The sequence below is a fragment of the Reyranella sp. genome, from assembly GCF_030651995.1.
Classification (GTDB): Bacteria; Pseudomonadota; Alphaproteobacteria; order Reyranellales; family Reyranellaceae; genus Reyranella.
Map to the genome: position 1 here is coordinate 1 of NZ_JAUSBN010000027.1, position 21,289 is coordinate 21,289.

Genomic DNA, 21,289 nt, shown 5'->3' on the forward strand with positions numbered 1-21,289 from the left:
TCGGGACCTTCGTCGACGGTGCCCCCTGGATCTCTCGATCCTCGCGCCTCAGTCTCTGAGGCGGTTCCGGCGGCCCCGCTCGTCGTCGGGAGCCGGGCTTATATGGGTACCCCCCAACACCGTCAACGGGAAATTTACGAATCCGTAACGATGACTCGAACTCGCCAAAAATCCCGTCGTACCTATTGTATTGTTGTGCGCCAGAAGCGTTTCCGGCATCAATATGTAGAGAGCGGCCGGTGAGCACAGATTTTTCCGGTCGGGCACTATCCCTAACCCGAAGCCTGGACCTACCGGGCTCATAATAGGTCAGCGGTCATGACGGATTTCCCCTCTCCGTCGGACCGGCCGGAAAGCCCCAGAAACATGACTTTCGGGCTGTTTCGGCCTGTCCTCTTTGCAATCGGCGTCATCGGCCTGGCGATGGGAGGGCTCGTCCTCAGCCATCGCTCGAACCCGGACATTGCCTCGTTACCACCGAGGCCCCCGACAAGTGCGCCAAATCCGGCGCCTGCCGCGCCGCCCCCCGCAGAACCGGCACAGGCCGCCCCAGGGCCCCTGATCCTGGCGGAGTCGCAGCCCGCCCCGCCCGTAACGGCGGCCGATTTCGGCAAACCACCCTCGCTCGATCTCCGCGGCTTCCAGATGAAGCCGCCGGAAGGGCCCACCGCCGACGCCGAACCGCCGGCCAGCGACATCTACGAACTCACCCTGCGCCTCGAGAAGGGCGACACGGTCGAGAAGATGCTGGCCGACATCGACGTGGCGGAGAGCGAACGCAAACAGGTCTCGGAGAAGCTCCAGTCCCTCCTGAAGAAGAGGCGGCTCGCGGTCGGCGAGACGATCGAGCTCACGATGCAGACGATACCGGAGCAGCCCGACACGCCCCGTGTTCTGGCACTGTCCGTCCGGCCTCAACCCGAGCGGGAATACATCGTCAGCCGCAAGGATGACGGCAGCTACGATGCCGAAGAGAAAATCTACAAGGTCAGCCCGCGCATCGTGCGCGTCGAAGGCGAGCGCGAGGGCTCGCTGCAGCAGAGTGGCGTCAAGGCCGGCGCGCCTTCGGCCGCGATGGTCGAGTTTGTGCGGGCGCTCTCCTATGACGTCGATTTCCAGCGCGAGTTGAAGCAGGGCCAGAAGTTCACCGTGCTGCTCGAGCAGCTGGTGACGAGCGACGGCAAGGTCACGCATCCCGGCCGCCTGCTCGCGGGCGAACTGCGACTGATGAAGCGCACGGTCGTCGTCATGCGCTATCGTCCGCAGGGTGGAGCGGATGGCTTCTACAACCCCCAGGGCGAGAGCGTCGCGCGCTCCTTCCTGCGCACGCCGATGGATGCATCGCGCATCACCTCGCGATTCGGCATGCGGGAGCATCCGATCCTGGGCTTCAGCGCATTGCATGCCGGCGTGGATTTCGCGGCCCCCCCGGGCACGCCGATCTTCGCCGCCGGCAACGGCAAGGTGGTTGCGGCCGGGCCGAACGGCAGATACGGCCTCTACGTCAAGTTGCAGCACACGCAGGATGTGGCGACCGCCTACGCCCACATGTCCCGCGTCGGACCAGGCATCAAGCCGGGTGTGCAGGTGCGCCAGGGACAGGTGATCGGCTTCGTTGGATCGACCGGCATGTCGACCGGCCCGCACCTGCACTACGAGTTCCTGAAGGGCGGCAAGCACGTCAATCCGCTCACCCAGAAGTTCGCCATGCGCGGCACGGTCGGGGCCAAGGACGCCCCGCGATTCCGCGCCCTGGCGAAACAGTATCTCGCCCAGCTCAAGAGCGCGCCGGTGGCCGGCGAGCCGGCGAAGTCGCCGGAACCCAAACCCGCCCCAAAGAAAACGGCGCAGGCCCCGAAGGAACCTGCGCCGCCACTGGTCGCCAGGAGCAACTAGCGTTCTTCAGTCGGCCGCGTCGCTCATCACGCGCTCGCCACCGACCGTCAGCTCTCCATTCTCGACGCCGACCTCGACGGTGTCGCCGTCGTGGATCCGGCCCTCCAGAAGCTGCGTCGCCAGCGGATTCTGCAGGCTGCGCTGGATCACCCGCTTCAGCGGCCGCGCCCCGTAGACCGGGTCGTAGCCGCGGTTGGCCAGCCACTGCAGCGCCTTGCCGTCGATCTTCAGCTCGATCTTGCGATCGGCCAGCAGCTTGAACAGCTTCTGGATCTGCACTGTGACGATGTCCGTCATGTGCGCCCGGCTCAGCCGGTTGAACAGCAGGATCTCGTCGAGACGGTTGAGGAACTCCGGACGGAACGCCCGGCGCACCTCCTCCATGACCTGCTCGCGCACCGAGTCGGTGGACTCGCCGTCCTTCAGGGCCGCCAGATGCGAGCTGCCGAGATTGGACGTCAGGATGATCAGCGTGTTCTTGAAGTCGACCGTGCGGCCCTGCCCGTCGGTCAGGCGACCGTCGTCCAGCACCTGCAGCAGGACGTTGAACACGTCCGGATGCGCCTTCTCGACCTCGTCGAACAGGATCACCTGGTAGGGCCGGCGCCGCACCGCTTCGGTGAGGACACCGCCCTCGTCGTATCCGACATAGCCCGGCGGGGCGCCGATCAGGCGGCTCACGGAGTGTTTCTCCATGAACTCGCTCATGTCGATGCGCACCATCGCGTTGTCGTCGTCGAACAGGAACGCCGCGATCGCCTTGGTGAGCTCGGTCTTGCCGACACCCGTCGGGCCCAGGAACAGGAACGAACCGATGGGACGGTTCGGGTCCTGCAGGCCCGCGCGGGCGCGACGCACCGCATTCGCCACCGCGACGACGGCCTCGTCCTGGCCGATCACCCGCTTGTGGATCTCCTCCTCCATGCGCAGGAGCTTGGAGCGCTCGCCTTCCAGCATCTTGTCGACGGGCACGCCGGTCCACCGCGACACGACGGCCGCGATATCCTCGGGCATGACCTCTTCCTTGACGCCCTTGCCGCCGGCGACCTCGTGGGTCTCGGCTTCCTTGAGCTTCTTCTCGAGGTCGGGGATCACGCCGTAGGCCAGCTCGCCCGCCTTGGCGAGTTCGCCGCGCCGCTGAGCGATGTCCAGCTCGGAGCGCGCCTTGTCGAGCTGCTCCTTCACCTTCTGGGAGTCGGCCAGCTTGTCCTTGGCCGAGGTCCACTGCGCCGTCAGCGCCGCCGACTTCTGCTCGAGTTCCGACAGCTCCTTCTCGAGGCGCTCGAGCCGGTCACGCGACGCCTGGTCGCTTTCCTTCTTGAGCGCTTCCTTCTCGATCTTGAGCTGCATGATGCGCCGGTCGAGTTCGTCCAGCGCCTCGGGCTTGCTGTCGACCTGCATGCGGATGCGGCTCGCCGCCTCGTCCATCAGGTCGATCGCCTTGTCCGGCAGGAACCGGTCGGCGATGTAGCGATTGGACAGGGTCGCGGCGGCCACGATCGAGGAGTCCGCGATCCGGACGCCGTGATGCAGCTCGTACTTCTCCTTCAGGCCGCGCAGGATCGAGATCGTGTCCTCGACCGTCGGCTCGGCCACGAACACAGGCTGGAAGCGCCGCGCGAGGGCGGCGTCCTTCTCGATGTGCTTGCGGTACTCGTCGAGCGTCGTGGCGCCCACGCAATGCAGCTCGCCGCGCGCAAGGGCGGGCTTCAGCATGTTGGAGGCGTCCATCGCACCGTCGGCCTTACCGGCGCCGATCAACGTGTGCAGTTCGTCGATGAAGACGATGATCTCGCCTTCCGCCGACGAGATTTCCGACAGCACGGCCTTGAGGCGCTCCTCGAACTCGCCGCGGAACTTGGCGCCCGCGACCATCGAGCCGAGGTCGAGCGACATCAGCTTCTTGTTCTTGAGCGATTCCGGCACGTCGTCGTTGACGATGCGCAATGCGAGGCCTTCGGCAATGGCGGTCTTGCCGACACCCGGTTCGCCGATCAGCACCGGATTGTTCTTGGTCCGGCGGCTCAGCACCTGGATGGCGCGGCGAATCTCCTCGTCGCGACCGATCACCGGGTCGAGCTTGCCGTCACGGGCGGCCTGCGTGAGGTCGCGAGCGTACTTCTTCAGCGCGTCGTAGCCCTCCTCGGCCGAGGCCGAGTCGGCCGTACGACCCTTGCGCAGCTCCTGCACGGCCTTTTCGAGGGCCTGGGGCTTCACGCCGCCCGCGGCCAGCGCCTCGGCCGCCGGTGTGCCCTTGGCGAGCACCAGCGCCACCAGCATGCGCTCGACCGTGACGAACGAATCGCCCGCCTTCTCGGCGATCGCCTCGGCCTGCTCGAACAGGCGCGCGGTCTCCGGCGCCATGTAGATCTGGCCGGCGCCCTGGCCTTCGACCTTGGGCTGCTTGGCGAGGTTGGCCTCCACGGCGCGGTAGACCGCGCGCGAATCGCCACCCGCCGAGCCGATCAGGTTGGCCGCGAGGCCTTCCGGGTCGTCGAGCAGGACCTTCAGAATGTGGTCTGGGATCAGTCGCTGGTGGCCCTCACGGAGCGCCAGCATCTGTGCGCTCTGCAGGAACCCCCGCATGCGCTCGGTGTATTTTTCCTGGTTCATTACTCAACCCTTTCCTTTACGCCCCCGTCGAGCGGCGGGCGGAAGAGTGGACCCTCCGAAGAAGCGTCCTGAGGGCGATATGGTATCGGAACGGCGGGCTGCAAGCCCCTAACCGGCGTGCGACTTTCACTAGTCTTGGACGTGGGCTAAGACCGCCCGGCAGTTGGGACTGGGAGCACTGAATGTCAGGCGGACACGGACACATCGACAGCTCGAACAAGAGGATCGCCCTGCTGGTGGCCATCCTCGCCGCCCTGCTGGCGGTGTCGGAGATGGGCGGCAAGAGCTCACAGACGAACGCCCTGGCGAGCCATATCGATGCCTCCAACCTGTGGTCGTTCTTCCAGTCCAAGACCATCCGGCAGACAACCCTACGCACCGCCGCCGAAGAAGCCGAAGCCACCTACAAGGATGGTCCGACGCCGATGCCGCCCGCGCTCAAGGCCCAGGCCGAGCGGTGGCGCCAGACGGCGCAGCGCTACGACACCGAGCCCGAGACCGGCGAGGGCCGCAAGGAGCTGGCCGCCCGGGCCAAGGCCAAGGAACAGCATCGCGACCAGTCGATGGCCGCCTATCACATGTTCGAATACGGCTCGGCCTGCTTCCAGCTCGCCATCGTGCTGGCAGGCGCGGCGGCTCTCACCTCGGTGATCTGGCTGACCTTCCTGTCGCTCGGGCTCGGCGTCGTGGGCTTCGGCTTCACCGTCCTGGCCTTCGCCGCGCCGACGCTGATCCACCTTTAGAGCAAAAGAAAACGCCCGCAGGCGGCTGCCGGCGGGCGTCTTTCCGTAGAGGGATCGTCGTTGGCGGGTTAGCCGCGTCGGCCGCCGCTGGCGGGAACGAATTCCGGCACCTCGGGCTGCTCGTCGGCCGCCGGGTCGTTATTGACCGGCGCGCTGCGGCCCTTCTGAAGAAAAGCCACGCCGTTCAGACCGGGCTCTTCTTCGACTTGTTCGGCTTGGCGACGATCAGGCTGGCGACGTTCGGGCTGGCGACGCTCGGCCTGACGATCGGATTGGCGATTGTCGGCCTGGCGGTCAGCTTGGCGATTGTCGGCCTGACGGTCAGCTTGGCGATTGTCGGCTTGAGGATCCGATTGACGATTCTCGGACTGGCGATTGTCAGCCTGCTGATGATCGGCCTGGCGAACATCGCCCTGACCCTCGTCGGCCTGGTTCTGATCGGGCTGTTCGCCACGACCACCGCGCTCGTTGGACGGCGCGCGATCGCTGGCATTCTGCTGCGGTTGACCGCCGGGCTGGCCTTGCTGCTGTCCCGGCTGATCGGGCTGGCCTTCTTCGCCATTTTCGCCCCAACCGAGGTTGTTGCGTTGGACGAAGCCGCCCTGAGCCTGGATCATCCGATAATAGTGATCGGCATATTGCCAGTAGGACTCGGCCAGAATGCGATCACCGGAGGACGCTGCCTCTCGGGCCAGCGACTGATATTTGTCGAAAACCTGGTGCGCGTTGCCGCGAACCCGGACGTCGGGGCCGCTGCTATCGAAAATCTGATTTCGATTAGCCGGACGGTTCGAATTGTAATTCTGGGGCTTGTGATGGTGGTTGTTTCCACCGCCGCCACCGCCGCCGCCACCACTGCGACCGCCGCGCGACCGCTGACGATTGTTTGGTCTCATTAACCTAGGGCCAGTTGCACGCCGGACGGATGTTGTTGCAGCCCCTCTGCCCTTCCCGGGCGCCGTCACGGCTGAATTTCAGGGGAGTTGGTGTCCGCCGCTACACACCGGCCGGACCAAGGCCCCCCAAGGGGTAAAAGGAACCTAGTCTCATTCGCCCTGATTGCCAACCGATTAATGCTGGGCCGGCACGACACGTGCGATCCCGCCCAAATCCTGCCGGGCCGGCTTGGGCGTCAGGCCCGCAGCGCCAAAAAGAGCCGCGATATCCGGTGCCTGGCCCTCGCCTGCCTCGACGACCGCCCAGCCGCCCGGAACGACGAGCCGGGGCGCCTCCGCGGCGATGATGCGATACGCCGCAAACCCGTCGGCGCCGCCGTCGAGCGCCAGCCTCGGCTCATGGGCCGCCACTTCGGGCATCAACCCGTCCACCACGGCGCTCTCGATGTAGGGTGGATTGGAGACCAGCAGGTCGAACGGCCCCTCGAGGCGGTCGCTCCAGCCGGCTTGCCGCCAGTCACCCGACGACAGGCGCGCACGCGGCGCCACGCCGAGCGCCTCGGCATTGCCCCGGGCGACGGCGAGCGCCGCCTCCGAGGCGTCGATCCCGACGCCGGTCGCCTGCGGATACTCCCGCAGCAGGGTGAGCAACAGGCAGCCCGACCCGAGGCCGAGGTCGAGGATCCGCATCTTCCGGCTGCGGTCGGGCAGCAGGTCGAGAACCGTCTCGATCACCGTCTCGCTGTCGGGCCGGGGAATGAGGACCGCCGGCGAGACCTTGAACGGCAGGCCCCAGAACTCCCGCTCGCCCAGGATGTAGGCCATGGGCTCGCGCCGCACCCGCCGCGCCGTGAGTTCGCGCAACGTCGCGGCCGCGGCGGCCGGCGCAGCATCGGGTCCGCGCGAAATCAGCTGCTCGATCGTCAGCCCGGTGGCGTGGCTCAGAAGCAGGCGGGCTTCGAAGCGGACATTGTCGATGCCGGCCGCCGTCAGGGCGACGGCCGTGTCACGCAGGAGCGCGTCGTAGGAGGCGCCCTCCGCCACCTCTAGGCCGCGAGTTCCGCCAACCGCGTGGCCTCATCCTCGGAAGTCAGGGCGTCGACGATGGCATCCAGCCCGCGCCCGTCGAGGATTTCGGCGAGATTGTAGAGAGTGAGGTTGATGCGGTGATCGGTCACCCGGCTCTGCGGGAAGTTGTAGGTGCGGATGCGTTCGCTGCGGTCACCGCTGCCGACCTGGCCCTTGCGATCGGCGGAGCGCAGATCGTCGAGACGCTGGCGCTCGGCGTCGTAGAGGCGCGCGCGCAGGATCTTCATCGCCTTGGCGCGGTTCTTGTGCTGGCTCTTCTCGTCCTGCTGGCTGACCACGACGCCGGTCGGGATATGGGTGATGCGTACCGCCGAATCGGTCGTGTTCACCGACTGGCCACCCGGGCCGGAGGCCCGGAACACGTCGATGCGCAGGTCCTTCTCGTCGATCTTGATGTCGACCTCCTCGGCCTCCGGCAGCACCGCCACCGTCGCGGCCGACGTATGGATGCGGCCCTGGGCCTCCGTCGCCGGCACGCGCTGCACGCGATGGACGCCGGATTCGAATTTCAGACGCGCGAAGACGTTGCGCCCCGTCACCGTGGCGATCGCCTCGCGGTAGCCGCCGATCCCGGTGTCCGACAGCTCCATGACCTCGAACTTCCAGCCCTTTTCCGCCGCGTAGCGCTGGTACATCCGGAACAGGTCGGCCGCGAACAGCGCCGCCTCGTCGCCGCCGGTGCCGGCGCGGATTTCGAGGATGGCATTCTTTTCGTCGGCGGCGTCCTTGGGCAGGAGCATGCGCTTCACCGTGCGTTCCAGCTCCGGCAGGCGCTTGCGCAGCTCCTCCGCCTCTTCCTCGGCCATCGCCTTCATGTCGGGATCGGCGGCCATCGCCTCCGCATCCTTCAATTCGCGCTCGGCCTTGTGCCACTCGTTCACCGCCTCGACCAGCGGGCCGAGGTCGGCATATTCCTTCGAGGCCGCGACGAACTTCTGCGAATCGAGCGTGCCGGCCGACAAAGCCGCCTGCAGCTCGGCATGGCGCGTCACGATCTGGTTGAGTTTCAGCAACAACGACATCTCAGACCTTCAGGGCTTCCGCGAGAGTCTCGAACGGCACTTCGCGCTGGGTACCGCTGTCGAGGTCCTTGAGCTGCGCGACGCCCTTGGCCAACTCGTCGTCGCCGATGATCAGTGCGGCGCGCGCATTGAGCTTGTTGGCCCGCTGCATGCGCCGCTTCATGTTGCCGCGATAATCCTGCTCGACGACGATGCCCTGCTTGCGCAGGCTCCGCGCGAGGCCGAGCGCCCTGGCCTCGGCGGCCGTGCCCAGCGGGGCGATGACGACGGGCCGCGGCAGGGGCGTGGGCTCGTCGGCCAGCATCATCAGCCGCTCGATGCCGCCCGCCCAGCCGATGCCGGCCGTCGGCGGTCCGCCCAGCTCGGCGATCAGCCCATCATAGCGGCCGCCGCCCAGCACGGTGCCCTGGGCGCCGAGATGCGTGGTCACGAACTCGAAGGCGGTGTGGGTATAGTAGTCGAGGCCGCGCACCAGCGCCGGATCGACCTCGAAGGCGATGCCGGCGGCCGTGAGCCCGTCCTGCACCGACTTGAAGAAGTCGCGGCTCGCCTCGTTCAGGTGATCGCTGAAGCTCGGCGCCTGGGCGTTGATCGCCTTGTCGCCCTCGTCCTTGCTGTCGAGGATGCGCAGCGGATTGCGCGCCAGTCGATTGCGCGAATCCTCGGAGAGCTTGTCCACGTGACCGGAATAGTAATCGGTCAGGACCTTGCGGTAGCCCGCCCGGCTCTCCGGATCGCCCAGCGAATTGATCTTGAGCACACAGCGCTCGAGGATCGTGAGCCTGTCCAGGATGTCCGCCGCGACCGAGATGACCTCGATGTCGGCCCCGGGCTCGGGCGCCCCCAGCACTTCGAGATCGATCTGGTGGAACTGGCGCTGACGTCCCTTCTGCGGCCGCTCGTAGCGGAACATCGGACCCGCCGCGAAGACCTTCAGCGGAAGCTGCTGCGCCAGCTCGCCATTCGACACGAAGGCACGGCAGATGCCGGCCGTGTATTCCGGCCGCAGGGTCAGCGATTCGTCGCCGCGATCCTTGAAGGTGTACATCTCCTTCGACACGACGTCGGTCGTCTCGCCGATGCCGCGGGCGAAGAGTTCGGTGAACTCGAAGATCGGCGTCGCCATCTCTCGATAGCCGTACAGGCGCGCCACCTCGCGCGCCGTGTCGACCACGTGCGCGAAGTGCCGGTAGTCGTCGGGAAGGATATCGTGCGTGCCACGCACGGGTTGCATCTTGCTCACGGGAAATCGCCTTGAAAGAAGAACGTCGGGAGGGGAAGGCCTGGTCGCTACTCGGCAGCAGCGCGATGTCGCTCGGCTTCTTCCACCTTGGCGGCCTCGATCTCGGCCGCCTTCTTCTCGATCAGCCCGACCAGGTGGTCGACGACGTTGGCGTCCTTCAGTCGATGATGGGGGACGCCGGCGATGTAGACCTGATGGGTGTTCGAGCCGCCGCCGGTGAAGCCGATATCGGTTTCGCGCGCCTCGCCCGGCCCGTTCACCACGCAGCCGATCACCGACACCGTCATCGGCGTAGTGATGTGGGCCACGCGTTTCTCCAGCGCCTCGACCGTGCGGATGACGTCATACTGCTGACGCGCGCAGGACGGGCAGGAGATGATGTTGACCCCGCGATGCCGCAGGTTCAGCGCCTTCAGCATCTCGAAGCCGACGCGAACCTCCTCTTCCGGCTCGGCCGAGAGCGAGACGCGGATCGTGTCGCCGATGCCCGCCCACAGGAGCGAGCCCATGCCGATCGACGACTTCACCGTGCCGGTGCGCGTGCCGCCCGCCTCGGTCACGCCGACATGCAGAGGGTAGTCGCAGGCGTCGGCGAGCTGCTGGTAGGCCGCGACCGCCAGGAAGACATCGGATGCCTTCACGCTGATCTTGAACTCGTGGAAGTCGTGGTCCTGCAGGATGCGGGCATGATCGAGCGCGCTCTCCACCATCGCCTCCGGACAGGGCTCGCCGTACTTCTCGAGCAGGTCCTTCTCCAGCGAGCCGGCGTTGACGCCGATGCGCATGGAACAGCCATGGTCCTTGGCGGCCTTGACGACCTCGCGCACGCGCTCGGCGCTGCCGATGTTGCCAGGATTGATGCGCAGGCAGGCGGCGCCCGCCTCGGCCGCCTCGATGGCGCGCCGGTAGTGGAAATGGATGTCGGCAACGATCGGGACCTTGGCGGCCCGCACGATCTTCGGCAGCGCCGCGGTCGAGTCCTCGTCGGGACAGGATACGCGGATGATGTCCACACCCACCTCTTCGCAGCGGCGGATCTGGGCGATGGTCGCGTCGGCGTCCGCGGTCAGCGTGTTGGTCATGGTCTGGACGGTGATCGGCGAATCGCCGCCCACCGGCACGGACCCGACCATCACGCGCCGCGACTTGCGGCGCTGGATGTCGCGGTACGGTCTGATGCTCATGGGCGCAATGTAGCGGCGCGGGCCCGCCTCCGCCAGCCGCCGGACATTACAAAGGCGCGATGGTGCTATCGGGCCTCGGTGATGCGGTAGGCGATACCCGCGGGCACGACATAGCTTTCGCCGGCACGCACATAGGTCTGCGTCAGCACGTCGCCGTTCGGCGCCCGCAGCTCGACCCAGCTGTTGGTCTTCACGCTGATCGGCGTATTGACCCGGACCGGGATCGATGGCTGCGTTGCCTCGGGCTGTCGTGCAATCGCTTCCTCCACCGGCCTCGGCGGCTCGAGGCGCGGCGGCTCGACCAGCGCCGGCGGTTGGGCGGCCTGCGCCTGGCCGATCGAGGGAACATTCATCACGACCGGCGGCGGCGGTGCGGGTACGGCGACAACGACCGGCGGCGGCGCCAGCGGCGCGGCCGGGGTGCCGCTTTCGGCGCGCTGCGCGGGCCACACCTGGGCGGGCAACGAGCCATTGATCGTGCGTGTTTCCGGAGCCGGCGCGGGCGGCATCTGGGCAATGAACGGATTGGGTGCAGGCGCCGGCGCGCTGGGGCGCTCGGAGAGAAGACGGTCCGGCACGGGCGGAACCTTCTGCGCCACGACGGCCTGATCGCGCGGCATGTAGTGCCACACGCCATAGCCGGCGCCGACGACGAGAAGAACCGTGAGAACCGCAAGGCCGATCGGCGCACGCCGGTCGGCGACCGGGAAATTGGCAGGCAGTGCGACCGGACGCTTGATGGGAACCGCGCCCGACAGATGATAGGCGGTCATGACCTTTTCGGGATCGAGACCGACATGGATCGCGTAGGCTCGCAGGAAAGCGGGAATGTACGCGGCACCGGGCAGCGCGTCGTAGCGGCCTTCCTCGATCGCTTCGAGGTGGGTGCGCCGGATACGGATGCTCTTCTCGACTTGAGTCAGGTCCAGACCGCGTGCCTCGCGTTGATCGCGTAGGAGTCGACCGACCGCTTGGCCCGGTCCGGCCTCGCGCTCAATCGCCCGCCAGTCAACCTGATCCGGCATTGAAATTCCCTGCTTGTCCCCTCGTCGCGACTCTTAGCAGAGGCCCCATGACAGGGCAAAAGCGATTCGACTTTTCGTCGTTAAATTTCGATCGCGTGATCGGCGGCGAAGAGACGCAACGTCTCACGCATCGGACGATCGGGTTGCGCGAGCGCAGAGGTCATGAATCCAACCGCCTCGTTGAGATCGAGCGAACGGATCATCGCCTTCACAGGACCGATCGAGCCCGGTGACATCGACAGCGAGCGTACGCCGATCGCCAGCAACGCCAGGGCCTCGACCGGACGTCCCGCCATCTCGCCGCACACCGCGATGTCCACACCAGCGGGGCGCACCTTGTTCACTACATAATGTAGCAGTCGAAGCAGGGCTGGGGACAAACTGTCGTAGCGTCCGGCCACCCGGCTGTTGCCGCGATCGGCAGCGTAGAGGAATTGCAGGAGATCGTTCGTGCCCACGGAGATGAAATCGACGTGAGGCAGGAGGCTGTCGAGTTGCCATGCCAGAGCAGGCACTTCGAACATGACGCCAACCCGCAGACGCTCCGGCACCACCTGGCCGCGCCGCCTCGCCCGATCCATTTCAAGATCGAGCAAGTGACGAGCCCGTATCAGTTCAGTGACCTCCGCGATCATGGGGAACATGATCGACAGAGGCCGGCCCGTGGCGGCGAGGATCATGGCGCGCAACTGGCGGCGCAGCATCGCCGGACGATCGAGCCCGATGCGGATGGCGCGCCACCCCATTGCGGGATTCTCGTCGCCGAACGAGTCGATATAGGGAAGGACCTTGTCCCCCCCTACATCGAGAGTGCGGAAAGTCACGGGCCGGCCGTCCGCGAGGTCGAGCACGCGGCCGTAGAGCCAGGCCTGTGCATCGACATCGGGGAACTCCGAACGCACCATGAACGGAATCTCGGTCCGGTAGAGGCCGACACCGTCGGCGCCCGTATCGTCGAGATGCTGCATGTCGATCAGCAGGCCGGCATTCATGTTGAGCGAGATGCGCGCCTGGTCGCGCGTTGCCGACGGCAGGTCGCGCAGGGCCGCATATTTGCGGCGCCGCTCGGCGCGCGCATCGAGTGCGAGATGGACCGTCTGGAGGATGTCCTCGGCCGGCCGCACCAGCACCTGCGCATTGTCGCCGTCGACCACGATCGGATCGCCGGCCTCGACACGGGCGAGCACGTTGGGCGCGCGGCCGACCACGGGAATGTCGAGCGCGCGCGCCACGATCGCGACGTGGCTGAGCGCCGAGCCCTCCTCCAGCACGACACCGCGCAGGCGGTTGCGGTCGTAATCGAGCAACTCGGCCGGCCCCATGTCGCGAGCAACCACGATCATGTCGTCGGGCAAGGTGCTGGGATCGATGGCCACACGGCCGGTGAGCCGCAGCAGCAGCCGGTTGCTGAGATCCTGCAGGTCGCTCAGCCGCTCGCGGATATAGGGATCGGTCGACTGGCCCAGGCGCGTGCGGACATCGTCGAAGGCACGCTGGACGCCGGCCTCGGCGGTGAGGCCCGAATCGATGGCCTCGCGCACCCGTTCGGCCCAGCCGCGGTCGTCGACGAACATGCGGAAAGTCTCGAGGATCTCGCGCTGCTCGCCCGACTGCATGTCGTGCGCCTCGAGCATGCGATCGACGTCCTCGCGCACGCCACGCAGCGCCTCGAGGAAGCGGACCTGCTCCTGCCCGACATCCTCGGCCACGACGCGCTGGATGATGATGCGGGGCTCGTGCAGCACGGCGCGGCCGATCGCGACGCCGGGCGTCAGTTGCACGCCATCGACGCGCAACGGCAGCAACCCGATGCCATCGACCTGCTGGACCTCGTTGGGACTGACGACGTGACTGGCCGAGACCAGTTCCGCCAGCACCATGGCGATGGTCTGCAGCGTCTCGACCTCTTCCTCGTCGTACTGGCGGCGGGTGCGATTCTGCACGACCAGAACGCCCAGCACCCGGCCGGCGCGCACGATCGGCACGCCCGCCAGCGAGTGGTAGATTTCCTCGCCGGTCTCGGGGCGGTAGGCGAATTGCGGATGGCGCTGGGCATCGTCGAGCGTCAGCGGTCGTCCGTGGGCGGCAATGTCGCCGACCAGACCTTCGCCGACCCTCAGCCGCGTGCTGTGGACGGCCGACGGGTTGAGGCCCTGGGTTGCAAACAGCTCCAGCACTTCGCCGGCCCGCAGCAGGTAGATCGAGCAGACCTCGGCCACCATCTCGTTGGCGACAAGGCGCACGACCTCGCCCAGCGTCACTTCGACGGACTCGGCACGCGCCATCGTGTCCCGGAGCCGCTTGAGGAGCATTCGCGGTCCGGCCAGAGGAGTTGATCTCTCCATGGTCAGACCGCGAGATGCTTGAGTCGGATAACGACGAAGCTGCGGTCGATGATACAGGCGCAAACTCGCCAAGCCGCGGCCGCCGACCGGGTCGGTCGGGCGTTCAAGCAGGCCATGTAGGCGAGTACGGCGTCCATGCGTTGCTTATAGCAAGACCCGCGCCGGACTGCCTACCGGCGAATTTGCAGAGCCCCGCTGGACTTCAGGGCTGTTTTTCCGGACCGATCAGACGGCATCCAGTTCATAGGCAGTGTGAAGGGCCCGCACGGCGAGCTCGGTATACTCGGCCGCCACCAGAACGCTGATCTTGATCTCCGACGTGGAGATGACCTGGATGTTTATCCCCTTGGCGGCAAGCGTCTCGAACATCTTGAGCGCCACGCCGGCATGGGAGCGCATGCCGACACCGATCACCGACACCTTGGAGACATTGAGGTCCGACTTCACCTCGGCGAACTTCAGATCCGCCTTGGCACGCTCGAGTTGCTGCACCGCACGCGCGAGGTCAGGCTTGGGGACCGTGAACGTCATGTCGGTCGAACTGCCGTCGACCGAGACGTTCTGCACGATCATGTCGACATTGATGTTCGCCGCCGCAAGCGGGCCGAAAATTGCCGCGGCGACCCCGGGCCGGTCGGGCACCTGGGTCACGGTGATCTTCGCCTCGTCCTTGGCGAAGGCGATGCCACTCACGACGGACTTCTCGAGGCCCTGGGCCATGATCTCTTCCTCGTCCACAACCAGAGTTCCGGGCAGGTCGCTGCCGAGCGCCTCGTCGAACGACGACAGCACCTGCACGCGCACATGATGGTTCATTGCCAGCTCGACGGAGCGCGTCTGCAGCACCTTCGAGCCCAGCGAGGCCATTTCGAGCATCTCCTCGTAGGTCACGCGGTCGATTTTCTGCGCCTTCTCGACGATTCGCGGATCGGTCGTGTAGACGCCGTCGACGTCGGTGTAGATGTCGCAGCGGTCGGCCTTGAGGGCGGCGGCCAGCGCCACCGCCGACGTATCGGAGCCGCCACGGCCCAAGGTCGTGATGCGACCTTCCGGCGAGATACCCTGGAAGCCCGGCACCACGGGAACCTCGCCCGCCGCCATCGTCCTGGCCATCTCGACCGTGTCGATCTCCACGATTCGCGCCTTTGCGTAGGCGTCGTCGGTCTTGATCGGCAGCTGCCAGCCGACCCAGGAACGCGACTTCACCCCTTCCTGCTGCAGCGCCATCGCCAGCAGGCCGATCGTCACCTGCTCGCCGGTCGCCACGACGACATCGTATTCGCGCGGATCGTGCAGCGGGGAGATCTCGTTCACCCACTTCACGAGCTGGTTGGTGGCGCCGGACATGGCCGAAACCACGACCGCGACCTCGTTGCCGCGCGCGACTTCGGCCTTCACCTTGCGCGCGACGTTCTTGATCCGGTCCGTGTCGCCGACCGAGGTACCGCCAAATTTCAGAACGATGCGCGCCATGAATTCACTCGAAGGGCAAGCGTCTGCCCGGAAAGCGGGCTATAGACACCGGAGGCGCCATATGGGTCAAGGGTAGCCATGGTTGAAACCGCGCATATCCCCACTGACGGAACGGTCGATCCCGCCGAGATCGAGCGCTTTTCCCGCATCGCAGACGAATGGTGGGATCCCTCCGGCAAGTTCGCGCCCCTGCACCGTCTGAACCCGGTGCGGCTCGCCTACATCCGCGATCATGTCGCCGCCCACTGGCAGCGCGACGCCCTGAGCGGTGAACCGCTGAAGGGCCTGTCGCTGCTCGACATCGGCTGCGGCGGCGGACTGATCAGCGAGCCGATGACCCGGCTCGGCGCGTCGGTCACCGGCGTGGACGCCTCGGCCCGCAATATCGCGACCGCGTCCGTCCACGCCGCGCGCCAGGACCTCGCCATCGACTATCGCCAGGGCACCGCCGAGGCGCTGGCCGAAAGCGGCGCGCAGTTCGACGTGGTGCTGGCCCTCGAGATCGTGGAGCACGTGGCCGACGTCGATCTGTTCCTGCGGTCCTGCGGCCGCCTGGTGAAGCCCGGCGGACTGCTCTTCCTGTCGACCCTCAACCGCACCGCAAAGGCCTGGGTGCTGGCCATCGCCGGTGCGGAATATGTGCTGGGCTGGCTGCCGCGGGGCACCCACGACTGGAAGAAGTTCCTCAAGCCTTCGGAAGTCACCCGCGGCCTGCGCGCGGGCGGTATCGAACCCCAGGAGATCGTCGGCGTGGTCTACGCCCCGCTCAGCCGCAGATGGTCGCTGAACAGGAACGACCTCGACGTGAACTACATGCTGTACGGGGTGGCCGGACCGAAGTAGCGGCCCGGCGGCGGCTCAGTTGCCGCGTGGGATCCAGGGAAGGCGGCCGAACTCGATGCCCTCTTCCGCCAGGGCCTCGGCCTCTTCTTCGCTGGTCTGGCCGTAGATTCCGCGCTTGTCGCTCTCGCCGTAGTGAATCTTGCGGGCCTCTTCGGCAAACTTGTCGCCGACAGGCTCGCAGTTCTTCTCGACCTCGGCACGGACAGCGAGAAGGGCCTCCCGCAGTTCCTTCGGCATCTGACGGGCGAGCGCCGCGATCTGCTGCTGCTCCGGGGACGGTGCGGAAGTCGTTTCGGCGGCGGGCGCCTCCACGACGGCCGGCAGCGTGCTGTCCTTGCCCTTCTTGCCGATGCGGGGCGCCATCAGGGCGCGCTCGACCTTCGCCGATCCACACACGGCGCAGCCGATCAGGGATTTCTTCTCCTGACGTTCATAGGTCTTGCTGTCCTTGAACCAGCTGTCGAACTCGTGGCCATCGGCGCAGCGCAAGCGATACAAAATCATGACAGACAGAAAAATGGTGGCTTGTCGGGCCGGACGCAAGGCCCGATTGTCGCGCCCCGCTCCCAGGAGCCCGCCAGCAGCAGCCGTCGATGTCATCGCACCCCTCAACTCTCAAGGCCGCCTTCTGGATGGCCGGCTGGCTGGCGGCCATGCTGGTCATGGCGATTGCCGGCCGGGAGACGACGCGTGAACTCGACGTCTTCCAGATCATGGAGATGCGCTCGGTCATCGGCCTCGTGATGCTCTATCCGCTGATCCACCTGGCGGGCGGGTTCGCCAAGCTGAAGACGGCGCGGCCCTGGCAGCAGGTCGGCCGCAACATCGCCCATTACGGCGCGCAGTTCGCCTGGTTCAAGGCGCTGACCCTGATCCCGCTCGCCCAGGTGATCTCGATCGAGTTCACCATGCCGATCTGGACCGCGATCCTGGCCGTCGCCTTCCTCGGCGAGCGCATGGGATTGTGGAAGAACCTCGCCGTCGCGCTGGGCGTGATCGGAGTCGTCATCATCGTGCGGCCCGGCACCAACGAGATCGTGCCCGGGCAGATCATCGCGCTGGCCGCGGCGGTGGGCTTCGCCGTCTCGGTGACCATGGTGAAGTCGCTCACCCGCGCCGACAGCGTGGTCACCATCCTGTTCTGGATGCTGCTCATCCAGTCGATCATCGGCCTGGTGCCGGCGCTCGACGTGTGGCGCTGGCCCTCGGCCTATGCCTGGGCCTGGATCATCGTCATCGCCTTCTGCGGCACCTTCTCCCACTACTGCCTGACGCGCGCGATGCTGCATGCCGATGCCACCGTCGTCGTGCCGATGGATTTCCTGCACGTGCCGCTGGCCGCCCTCGCGGGCTGGCTGCTCTACGGCGAGCGGCTGGATACGCTCACGATCCTCGGCGCCGCGCTGATCCTGTCGGGCAATCTGCTGAACCTGAAGGGAACGGGAGCGCGCAAGAAATGACACCCTCTTCCTGGGTCGCCACCTGGGCCGGCCTCGTGCCACCCGGCGCCCACGTCCTCGATCTCGCAGCCGGCAAGGGCCGCCACACGGCGTTCTTCGCCGGCCGCGGCCATCCCGTGACCGCTGTCGATCGCGACGTGAGCGCGCTGGCCCCGTCCGACACAGTCGAGGTGATTGCAGCCGATCTCGAAGACGGCTCGCCCTGGCCGCTGGCCGACCGCCGCTTCGGTGCGATCGTCGTCACGAACTACCTGCACCGGCCGCTGTTCCCCGCCCTCTTCGCGGCGCTGCAGCCGGGCGGCATCCTGCTCTACGAGACATTCATGGAGGGCAACGAACGCTTCGGAAAGCCAAGCCGGCCGGACTTCCTGCTGAAGGACGGTGAGCTGCTCGACCTGGTGCGCGGGCGCTTCTCGGTGACGGCCTACGAGGCGCGCATGATCAGCCAGCCGAAGATGGCGATGGTGCAGCGGATCGCCGCCCGTCTCCTCTAGAGTCTTTCCGTCTCAACTTGACCCATTCACCTCATCCTGAGGAGCCGCGCCTTGCGCGGCGTCTCGAAGGATGGGCAACAGACGCGGTGCTCTTGCCCACCCTTCGAGACGCTCACTGCGTTCGCTCCTCAGGGTGAGGTCAGTGTTGCATGCTCGGATCGATTCAAGTCTCGTCCGGAGAGACTCCAAGACGCGTTCAGGCGCCTCGCGCGCCGCGGACCAGGCGCCCGGGCAACGCGCCGGTCGCTTCGCCGTGCCGATAGACGACGGCGCCCGACACGATGGTTGCATCGAAGCCGTCGGTCCGCTGTATGAGACGTTTGCCGCCCGCCGGCAGGTCGTAGACGATTTCGGGCCGTCGCAGCTTCATCCTGTCGTAGTCGATCACGTTGATGTCGGCCTTGAGTCCGACCTTCAGCAGGCCCCGGTCGCAGAGGCCGATCTCCGCCGCATTGTCGGCGGTCAGCCGCTTGATCGCCCACGAAACCGGCAACAGCGAGCCGCGCCTGCGGTCCCGCGTCCAGTGGGTCAGCGTGTAGCTGGTGGCCGTCGCGTCGCACATGATGCCGACATGGGCGCCGCCGTCGCCCAGCCCCAGCAGCGTGTTGGGCCGGTCGATCATCTCGCGCACCACGTCGAGATTGCCGGCGGCGAAGTTGGTGACCGGCAGATAGACGATCTGCTTGCCGTCGCGTTCGAGCATCAGGTCGTAGGCGACCTCGGCGGGCGGGCGACCCTGCCGCGCCGCGATCGCAGCGACGCTGTGCTCCGGCCCCGGTTCGTAGTCCGGCGGATCGTCGAGCGGATACATGCGATCCCAGCGATCCACCATCCGTCTTTGCGACTTGCCCGGGTCGCGCTCGGCGAGCACGCGGGCGCGAAACTCCGGGTCGCGCCACAATGCCACCCGTTCGGCGAACGGCAGCCGCGCGAGGCGGTCGGCGCTCGGCCGGCCGGTGAACGGAGTCTGCGACAGTTCCAGCCCCAGCAGCACGCTGGTCGGTCGGGTGCGGACCTGGGCGGTGATGCGCAGACCTTCCGCGTTGGCCTCGTCGATCTCCGCCATCGTCTCGCGCCAGCCTTCGGGGCGGACATTGGACTGCAACAGGGTGATCGTCACCGGCCTCCCGGACTCCTTCGCCAGCCGCCGGAACAGACCGATCTCGCCCTCCTGGAAGTCCGACACGATCTGCAGCCAGCCGGCGTCGGCCGTGCGCATTGCGCGGGCGATCGCCGTGAGCTCCGCCTCCTCGGCGCGGAGCGTCGGGATGTGCTTGCCGTCGGCCGAGCGGTGATTGAGCGTCCGCGAGGTCGAGAAGCCCAGCGCGCCGGCGCGCAGGCCCTCGACGGTGAGTTCGGCCATCCGCTGCCGATCCTGCTCGGTCGCGGGCTCCCGGTCGGCGCCGCGCCGGCCCATCACGTAGACGCGCAGGGCGGCGTGCGGCACCTGTGTCGCCACGTCGGCGTCGTAGGAACGGGCGGCGATGGCATCGAGGTAATCCGGGAAGGAATGCCAGTTCCACGGCAGGCCCTCCGACAGCACGACCTCGGGAATGTCCTCCACGCCCTCCATCAGGTTGATCAGCATCGCGTGCTGGTCTTCGTGGCAGGGCGCGAAACCGACGCCGCAATTGCCGAGCACGACGGTGGTGGCGCCGTTCCACGACGACGGCGACAGCCGCTCGCTCCATGTCACCTGCGCGTCGTAATGGGTGTGCACATCGACGAAGCCCGGCGTGACGAGCCTGCCACGCGCGTCGATCTCCTCTTCGCCCGTGGGGAGGTTCTTACCGATGGCGGAGATCCTGCCGCCCTCGATGGCCAGGTCGGCTTCATAAGGATCGCCGCCCGAGCCGTCGACGATGGTGCCATTGCGAATCACCAGGCTGGGCGAGGACATCGGATGCTCCTAGAAGAGGTGGCCGAGAGTGGCGGGGCTCGGCTGTTTCGACCTATAGCCGGTAAATCGTGTTGGGGAGGTCTCTTGTGTCTGACACCCCAGCCATGATGTGCAAACGGGGCGGCTCCACTCCGCCTCGCTCCGGGAGGCTCCGGTTCCGGCGGGGTAACCCCCGCCCTGAGACGACGGATTTCTTACTCTGCCGCCTTTGCGACCTCGGCCTTGTGGAGCACGGGCGCCGCGTACTTGCGGTCGTGGGTCAGCGACGGGACCATCTTCCGCGCCTCCTCGATCTTCGTCATGTCGATGTCGGCGATGACGAAGCCCGCGTTTTCACCGCCGGCATCGGCCAGCACCTCGCCCCAGGGGGCGACGGCGATCGAGTGACCGTAGGTCTTGCGGTTGGAGCCCTTGTGCGTGCCGACCTGGGCAGGCGCAAAGACGAAGCAGCCGGTCTCGATGGCGCGGGCGCGCATCAGCGTGTGCCAGTGCGCCTGGCCGGTCGGCACCGTGAACGAAGACGGGATCGCCAGCATCGTGGCGCCGGCATGCGCCAGCTCGCGATAGAGATAGGGGAAGCGCAGGTCGTAGCAGATCGTCATGCCCAGCACGCCCCAGGGCGTCTCGGCCAGCACCGCTCTCTCGCCCGGCCTGAACGTCGAGGATTCACGGTAGCTCTCGCCGCCCGCGAGCTGGACGTCGAACATGTGGATCTTGTCGTAGCTAGCGACGATGCCACCCGACGAATCGATCAGGTAGGAGCGGTTGCGGATCTGCTCCTCAGCCCCCACGCGCACATGGATCGAGCCCAGCAGGAACCAGACCCCGGTGTCGCGCGCGGCGGCGCGGCAGGCCGCGAGCATCGCGTGCTCTTCCTCGGTCTGCGCCTTGGCCAGCGTCTCGGTGCGGTTGGCGCCGATCAGGCCGGTATTCTCCGGCGTCATGATGAAGTCGGCGCCGGCGTCGCGCGCGAGCTTCGCCTGCGCGCGCAGCGAGGCCACGTTCTCGGCGATGTCGTTGCTGACGTTGGTCTGGATCAGGCCGGCCTTGAACGCGGTCATGA

At 66.8% G+C, this 21,289-nt stretch carries 16 protein-coding genes and 1 pseudogene; 5 read left to right on the forward strand and 12 right to left on the reverse strand.

What is annotated here, in order from left to right; translation table 11 throughout:
• The first annotated feature begins 645 nt into the window (after positions 1-645).
• Positions 646-1,896, forward strand: a complete 1,251-nt coding sequence (locus tag Q7V45_RS07610; RefSeq protein WP_304849532.1) for a peptidoglycan DD-metalloendopeptidase family protein — start codon at positions 646-648, stop codon at positions 1,894-1,896.
• 6 nt (positions 1,897-1,902) lie between these two features.
• Here Q7V45_RS07610 and clpB read toward each other — a convergent pair whose 3' ends face one another.
• Positions 1,903-4,509: an ATP-dependent chaperone ClpB gene (clpB, locus tag Q7V45_RS07615; RefSeq protein ID WP_304849535.1), complete on the reverse strand. Its 2,607-nt coding sequence runs from the start codon at positions 4,507-4,509 to the stop codon at positions 1,903-1,905.
• A 182-nt stretch (positions 4,510-4,691) separates the two neighbouring features.
• On the opposite strand from clpB, the gene Q7V45_RS07620 reads away from it, so the two are divergent.
• Positions 4,692-5,252, forward strand: a complete 561-nt coding sequence (locus tag Q7V45_RS07620; RefSeq protein WP_304849538.1) for a DUF4337 domain-containing protein — start codon at positions 4,692-4,694, stop codon at positions 5,250-5,252.
• A 662-nt stretch (positions 5,253-5,914) separates the two neighbouring features.
• Here the strand turns inward: Q7V45_RS07620 and Q7V45_RS27025 are convergent.
• The 8 genes and pseudogenes from Q7V45_RS27025 to Q7V45_RS07660 form a co-directional block, all read right to left on the reverse strand.
• A pseudogene (locus tag Q7V45_RS27025) lies at positions 5,915-6,148 on the reverse strand (DUF4167 domain-containing protein); the annotation flags it as partial.
• Between the two features lie 174 nt (positions 6,149-6,322).
• Positions 6,323-7,192 carry a peptide chain release factor N(5)-glutamine methyltransferase gene (gene prmC, locus Q7V45_RS07630; protein ID WP_304849544.1) on the reverse strand — a complete coding sequence of 290 codons (870 nt, stop codon included), beginning with the start codon at positions 7,190-7,192 and terminating at the stop codon, positions 6,323-6,325.
• A gap of 2 nt (positions 7,193-7,194) precedes the next feature.
• Positions 7,195-8,259, reverse strand: a complete 1,065-nt coding sequence (gene prfA, locus Q7V45_RS07635; protein WP_304849547.1) for a peptide chain release factor 1 — start codon at positions 8,257-8,259, stop codon at positions 7,195-7,197.
• 1 nt (position 8,260) lies between these two features.
• Positions 8,261-9,493 (reverse strand): histidine--tRNA ligase, encoded by a 1,233-nt coding sequence (gene hisS, locus Q7V45_RS07640; RefSeq protein ID WP_304849743.1) that lies wholly within the window; start codon positions 9,491-9,493, stop codon positions 8,261-8,263.
• Positions 9,494-9,549: 56 nt separating this feature from the next.
• Positions 9,550-10,686 (reverse strand): flavodoxin-dependent (E)-4-hydroxy-3-methylbut-2-enyl-diphosphate synthase, encoded by a 1,137-nt coding sequence (gene ispG, locus Q7V45_RS07645; protein WP_304849550.1) that lies wholly within the window; start codon positions 10,684-10,686, stop codon positions 9,550-9,552.
• 65 nt (positions 10,687-10,751) lie between these two features.
• Positions 10,752-11,711 carry a RodZ family helix-turn-helix domain-containing protein gene (locus Q7V45_RS07650; protein WP_304849553.1) on the reverse strand — a complete coding sequence of 320 codons (960 nt, stop codon included), beginning with the start codon at positions 11,709-11,711 and terminating at the stop codon, positions 10,752-10,754.
• An 80-nt stretch (positions 11,712-11,791) separates the two neighbouring features.
• Positions 11,792-14,023, reverse strand: coding sequence for a phosphoenolpyruvate--protein phosphotransferase (gene ptsP, locus Q7V45_RS07655; RefSeq protein ID WP_304849556.1), 2,232 nt, complete (start codon positions 14,021-14,023; stop codon positions 11,792-11,794).
• Positions 14,024-14,281: 258 nt separating this feature from the next.
• A complete protein-coding gene (locus Q7V45_RS07660) occupies positions 14,282-15,529 on the reverse strand; it encodes an aspartate kinase (protein ID WP_304849559.1) in 1,248 nt (415 codons plus the stop codon).
• Positions 15,530-15,607: 78 nt separating this feature from the next.
• Between Q7V45_RS07660 and ubiG the strand changes: the two genes are divergently transcribed.
• Positions 15,608-16,372 (forward strand): bifunctional 2-polyprenyl-6-hydroxyphenol methylase/3-demethylubiquinol 3-O-methyltransferase UbiG, encoded by a 765-nt coding sequence (gene ubiG / locus Q7V45_RS07665; RefSeq protein WP_304849562.1) that lies wholly within the window; start codon positions 15,608-15,610, stop codon positions 16,370-16,372.
• Between the two features lie 15 nt (positions 16,373-16,387).
• Here ubiG and Q7V45_RS07670 read toward each other — a convergent pair whose 3' ends face one another.
• Positions 16,388-16,972 (reverse strand): DUF1178 family protein, encoded by a 585-nt coding sequence (locus tag Q7V45_RS07670; protein WP_304849565.1) that lies wholly within the window; start codon positions 16,970-16,972, stop codon positions 16,388-16,390.
• On the opposite strand from Q7V45_RS07670, the gene Q7V45_RS07675 reads away from it, so the two are divergent.
• On the forward strand, positions 16,966-17,832 hold the full coding sequence (locus Q7V45_RS07675; RefSeq protein WP_304849568.1) for a DMT family transporter: 867 nt from the start codon (positions 16,966-16,968) through the stop codon (positions 17,830-17,832). The genes Q7V45_RS07670 and Q7V45_RS07675 overlap by 7 nt on opposite strands.
• Positions 17,829-18,326, forward strand: coding sequence for a bifunctional 2-polyprenyl-6-hydroxyphenol methylase/3-demethylubiquinol 3-O-methyltransferase UbiG (locus Q7V45_RS07680; RefSeq protein WP_304849571.1), 498 nt, complete (start codon positions 17,829-17,831; stop codon positions 18,324-18,326). Before Q7V45_RS07675 ends, Q7V45_RS07680 begins: the two co-directional genes overlap by 4 nt.
• A 196-nt stretch (positions 18,327-18,522) precedes the next feature.
• Here Q7V45_RS07680 and Q7V45_RS07685 read toward each other — a convergent pair whose 3' ends face one another.
• Positions 18,523-20,226, reverse strand: a complete 1,704-nt coding sequence (locus Q7V45_RS07685) for an amidohydrolase family protein (RefSeq protein WP_304849574.1) — start codon at positions 20,224-20,226, stop codon at positions 18,523-18,525.
• A gap of 194 nt (positions 20,227-20,420) precedes the next feature.
• The gene (locus Q7V45_RS07690; protein WP_304849577.1) at positions 20,421-21,287 is read right to left on the reverse strand and encodes a carbon-nitrogen hydrolase family protein; all 867 of its coding nucleotides are present in this window, start codon (positions 21,285-21,287) and stop codon (positions 20,421-20,423) included.
• Positions 21,288-21,289: the final 2 nt, after the last annotated feature.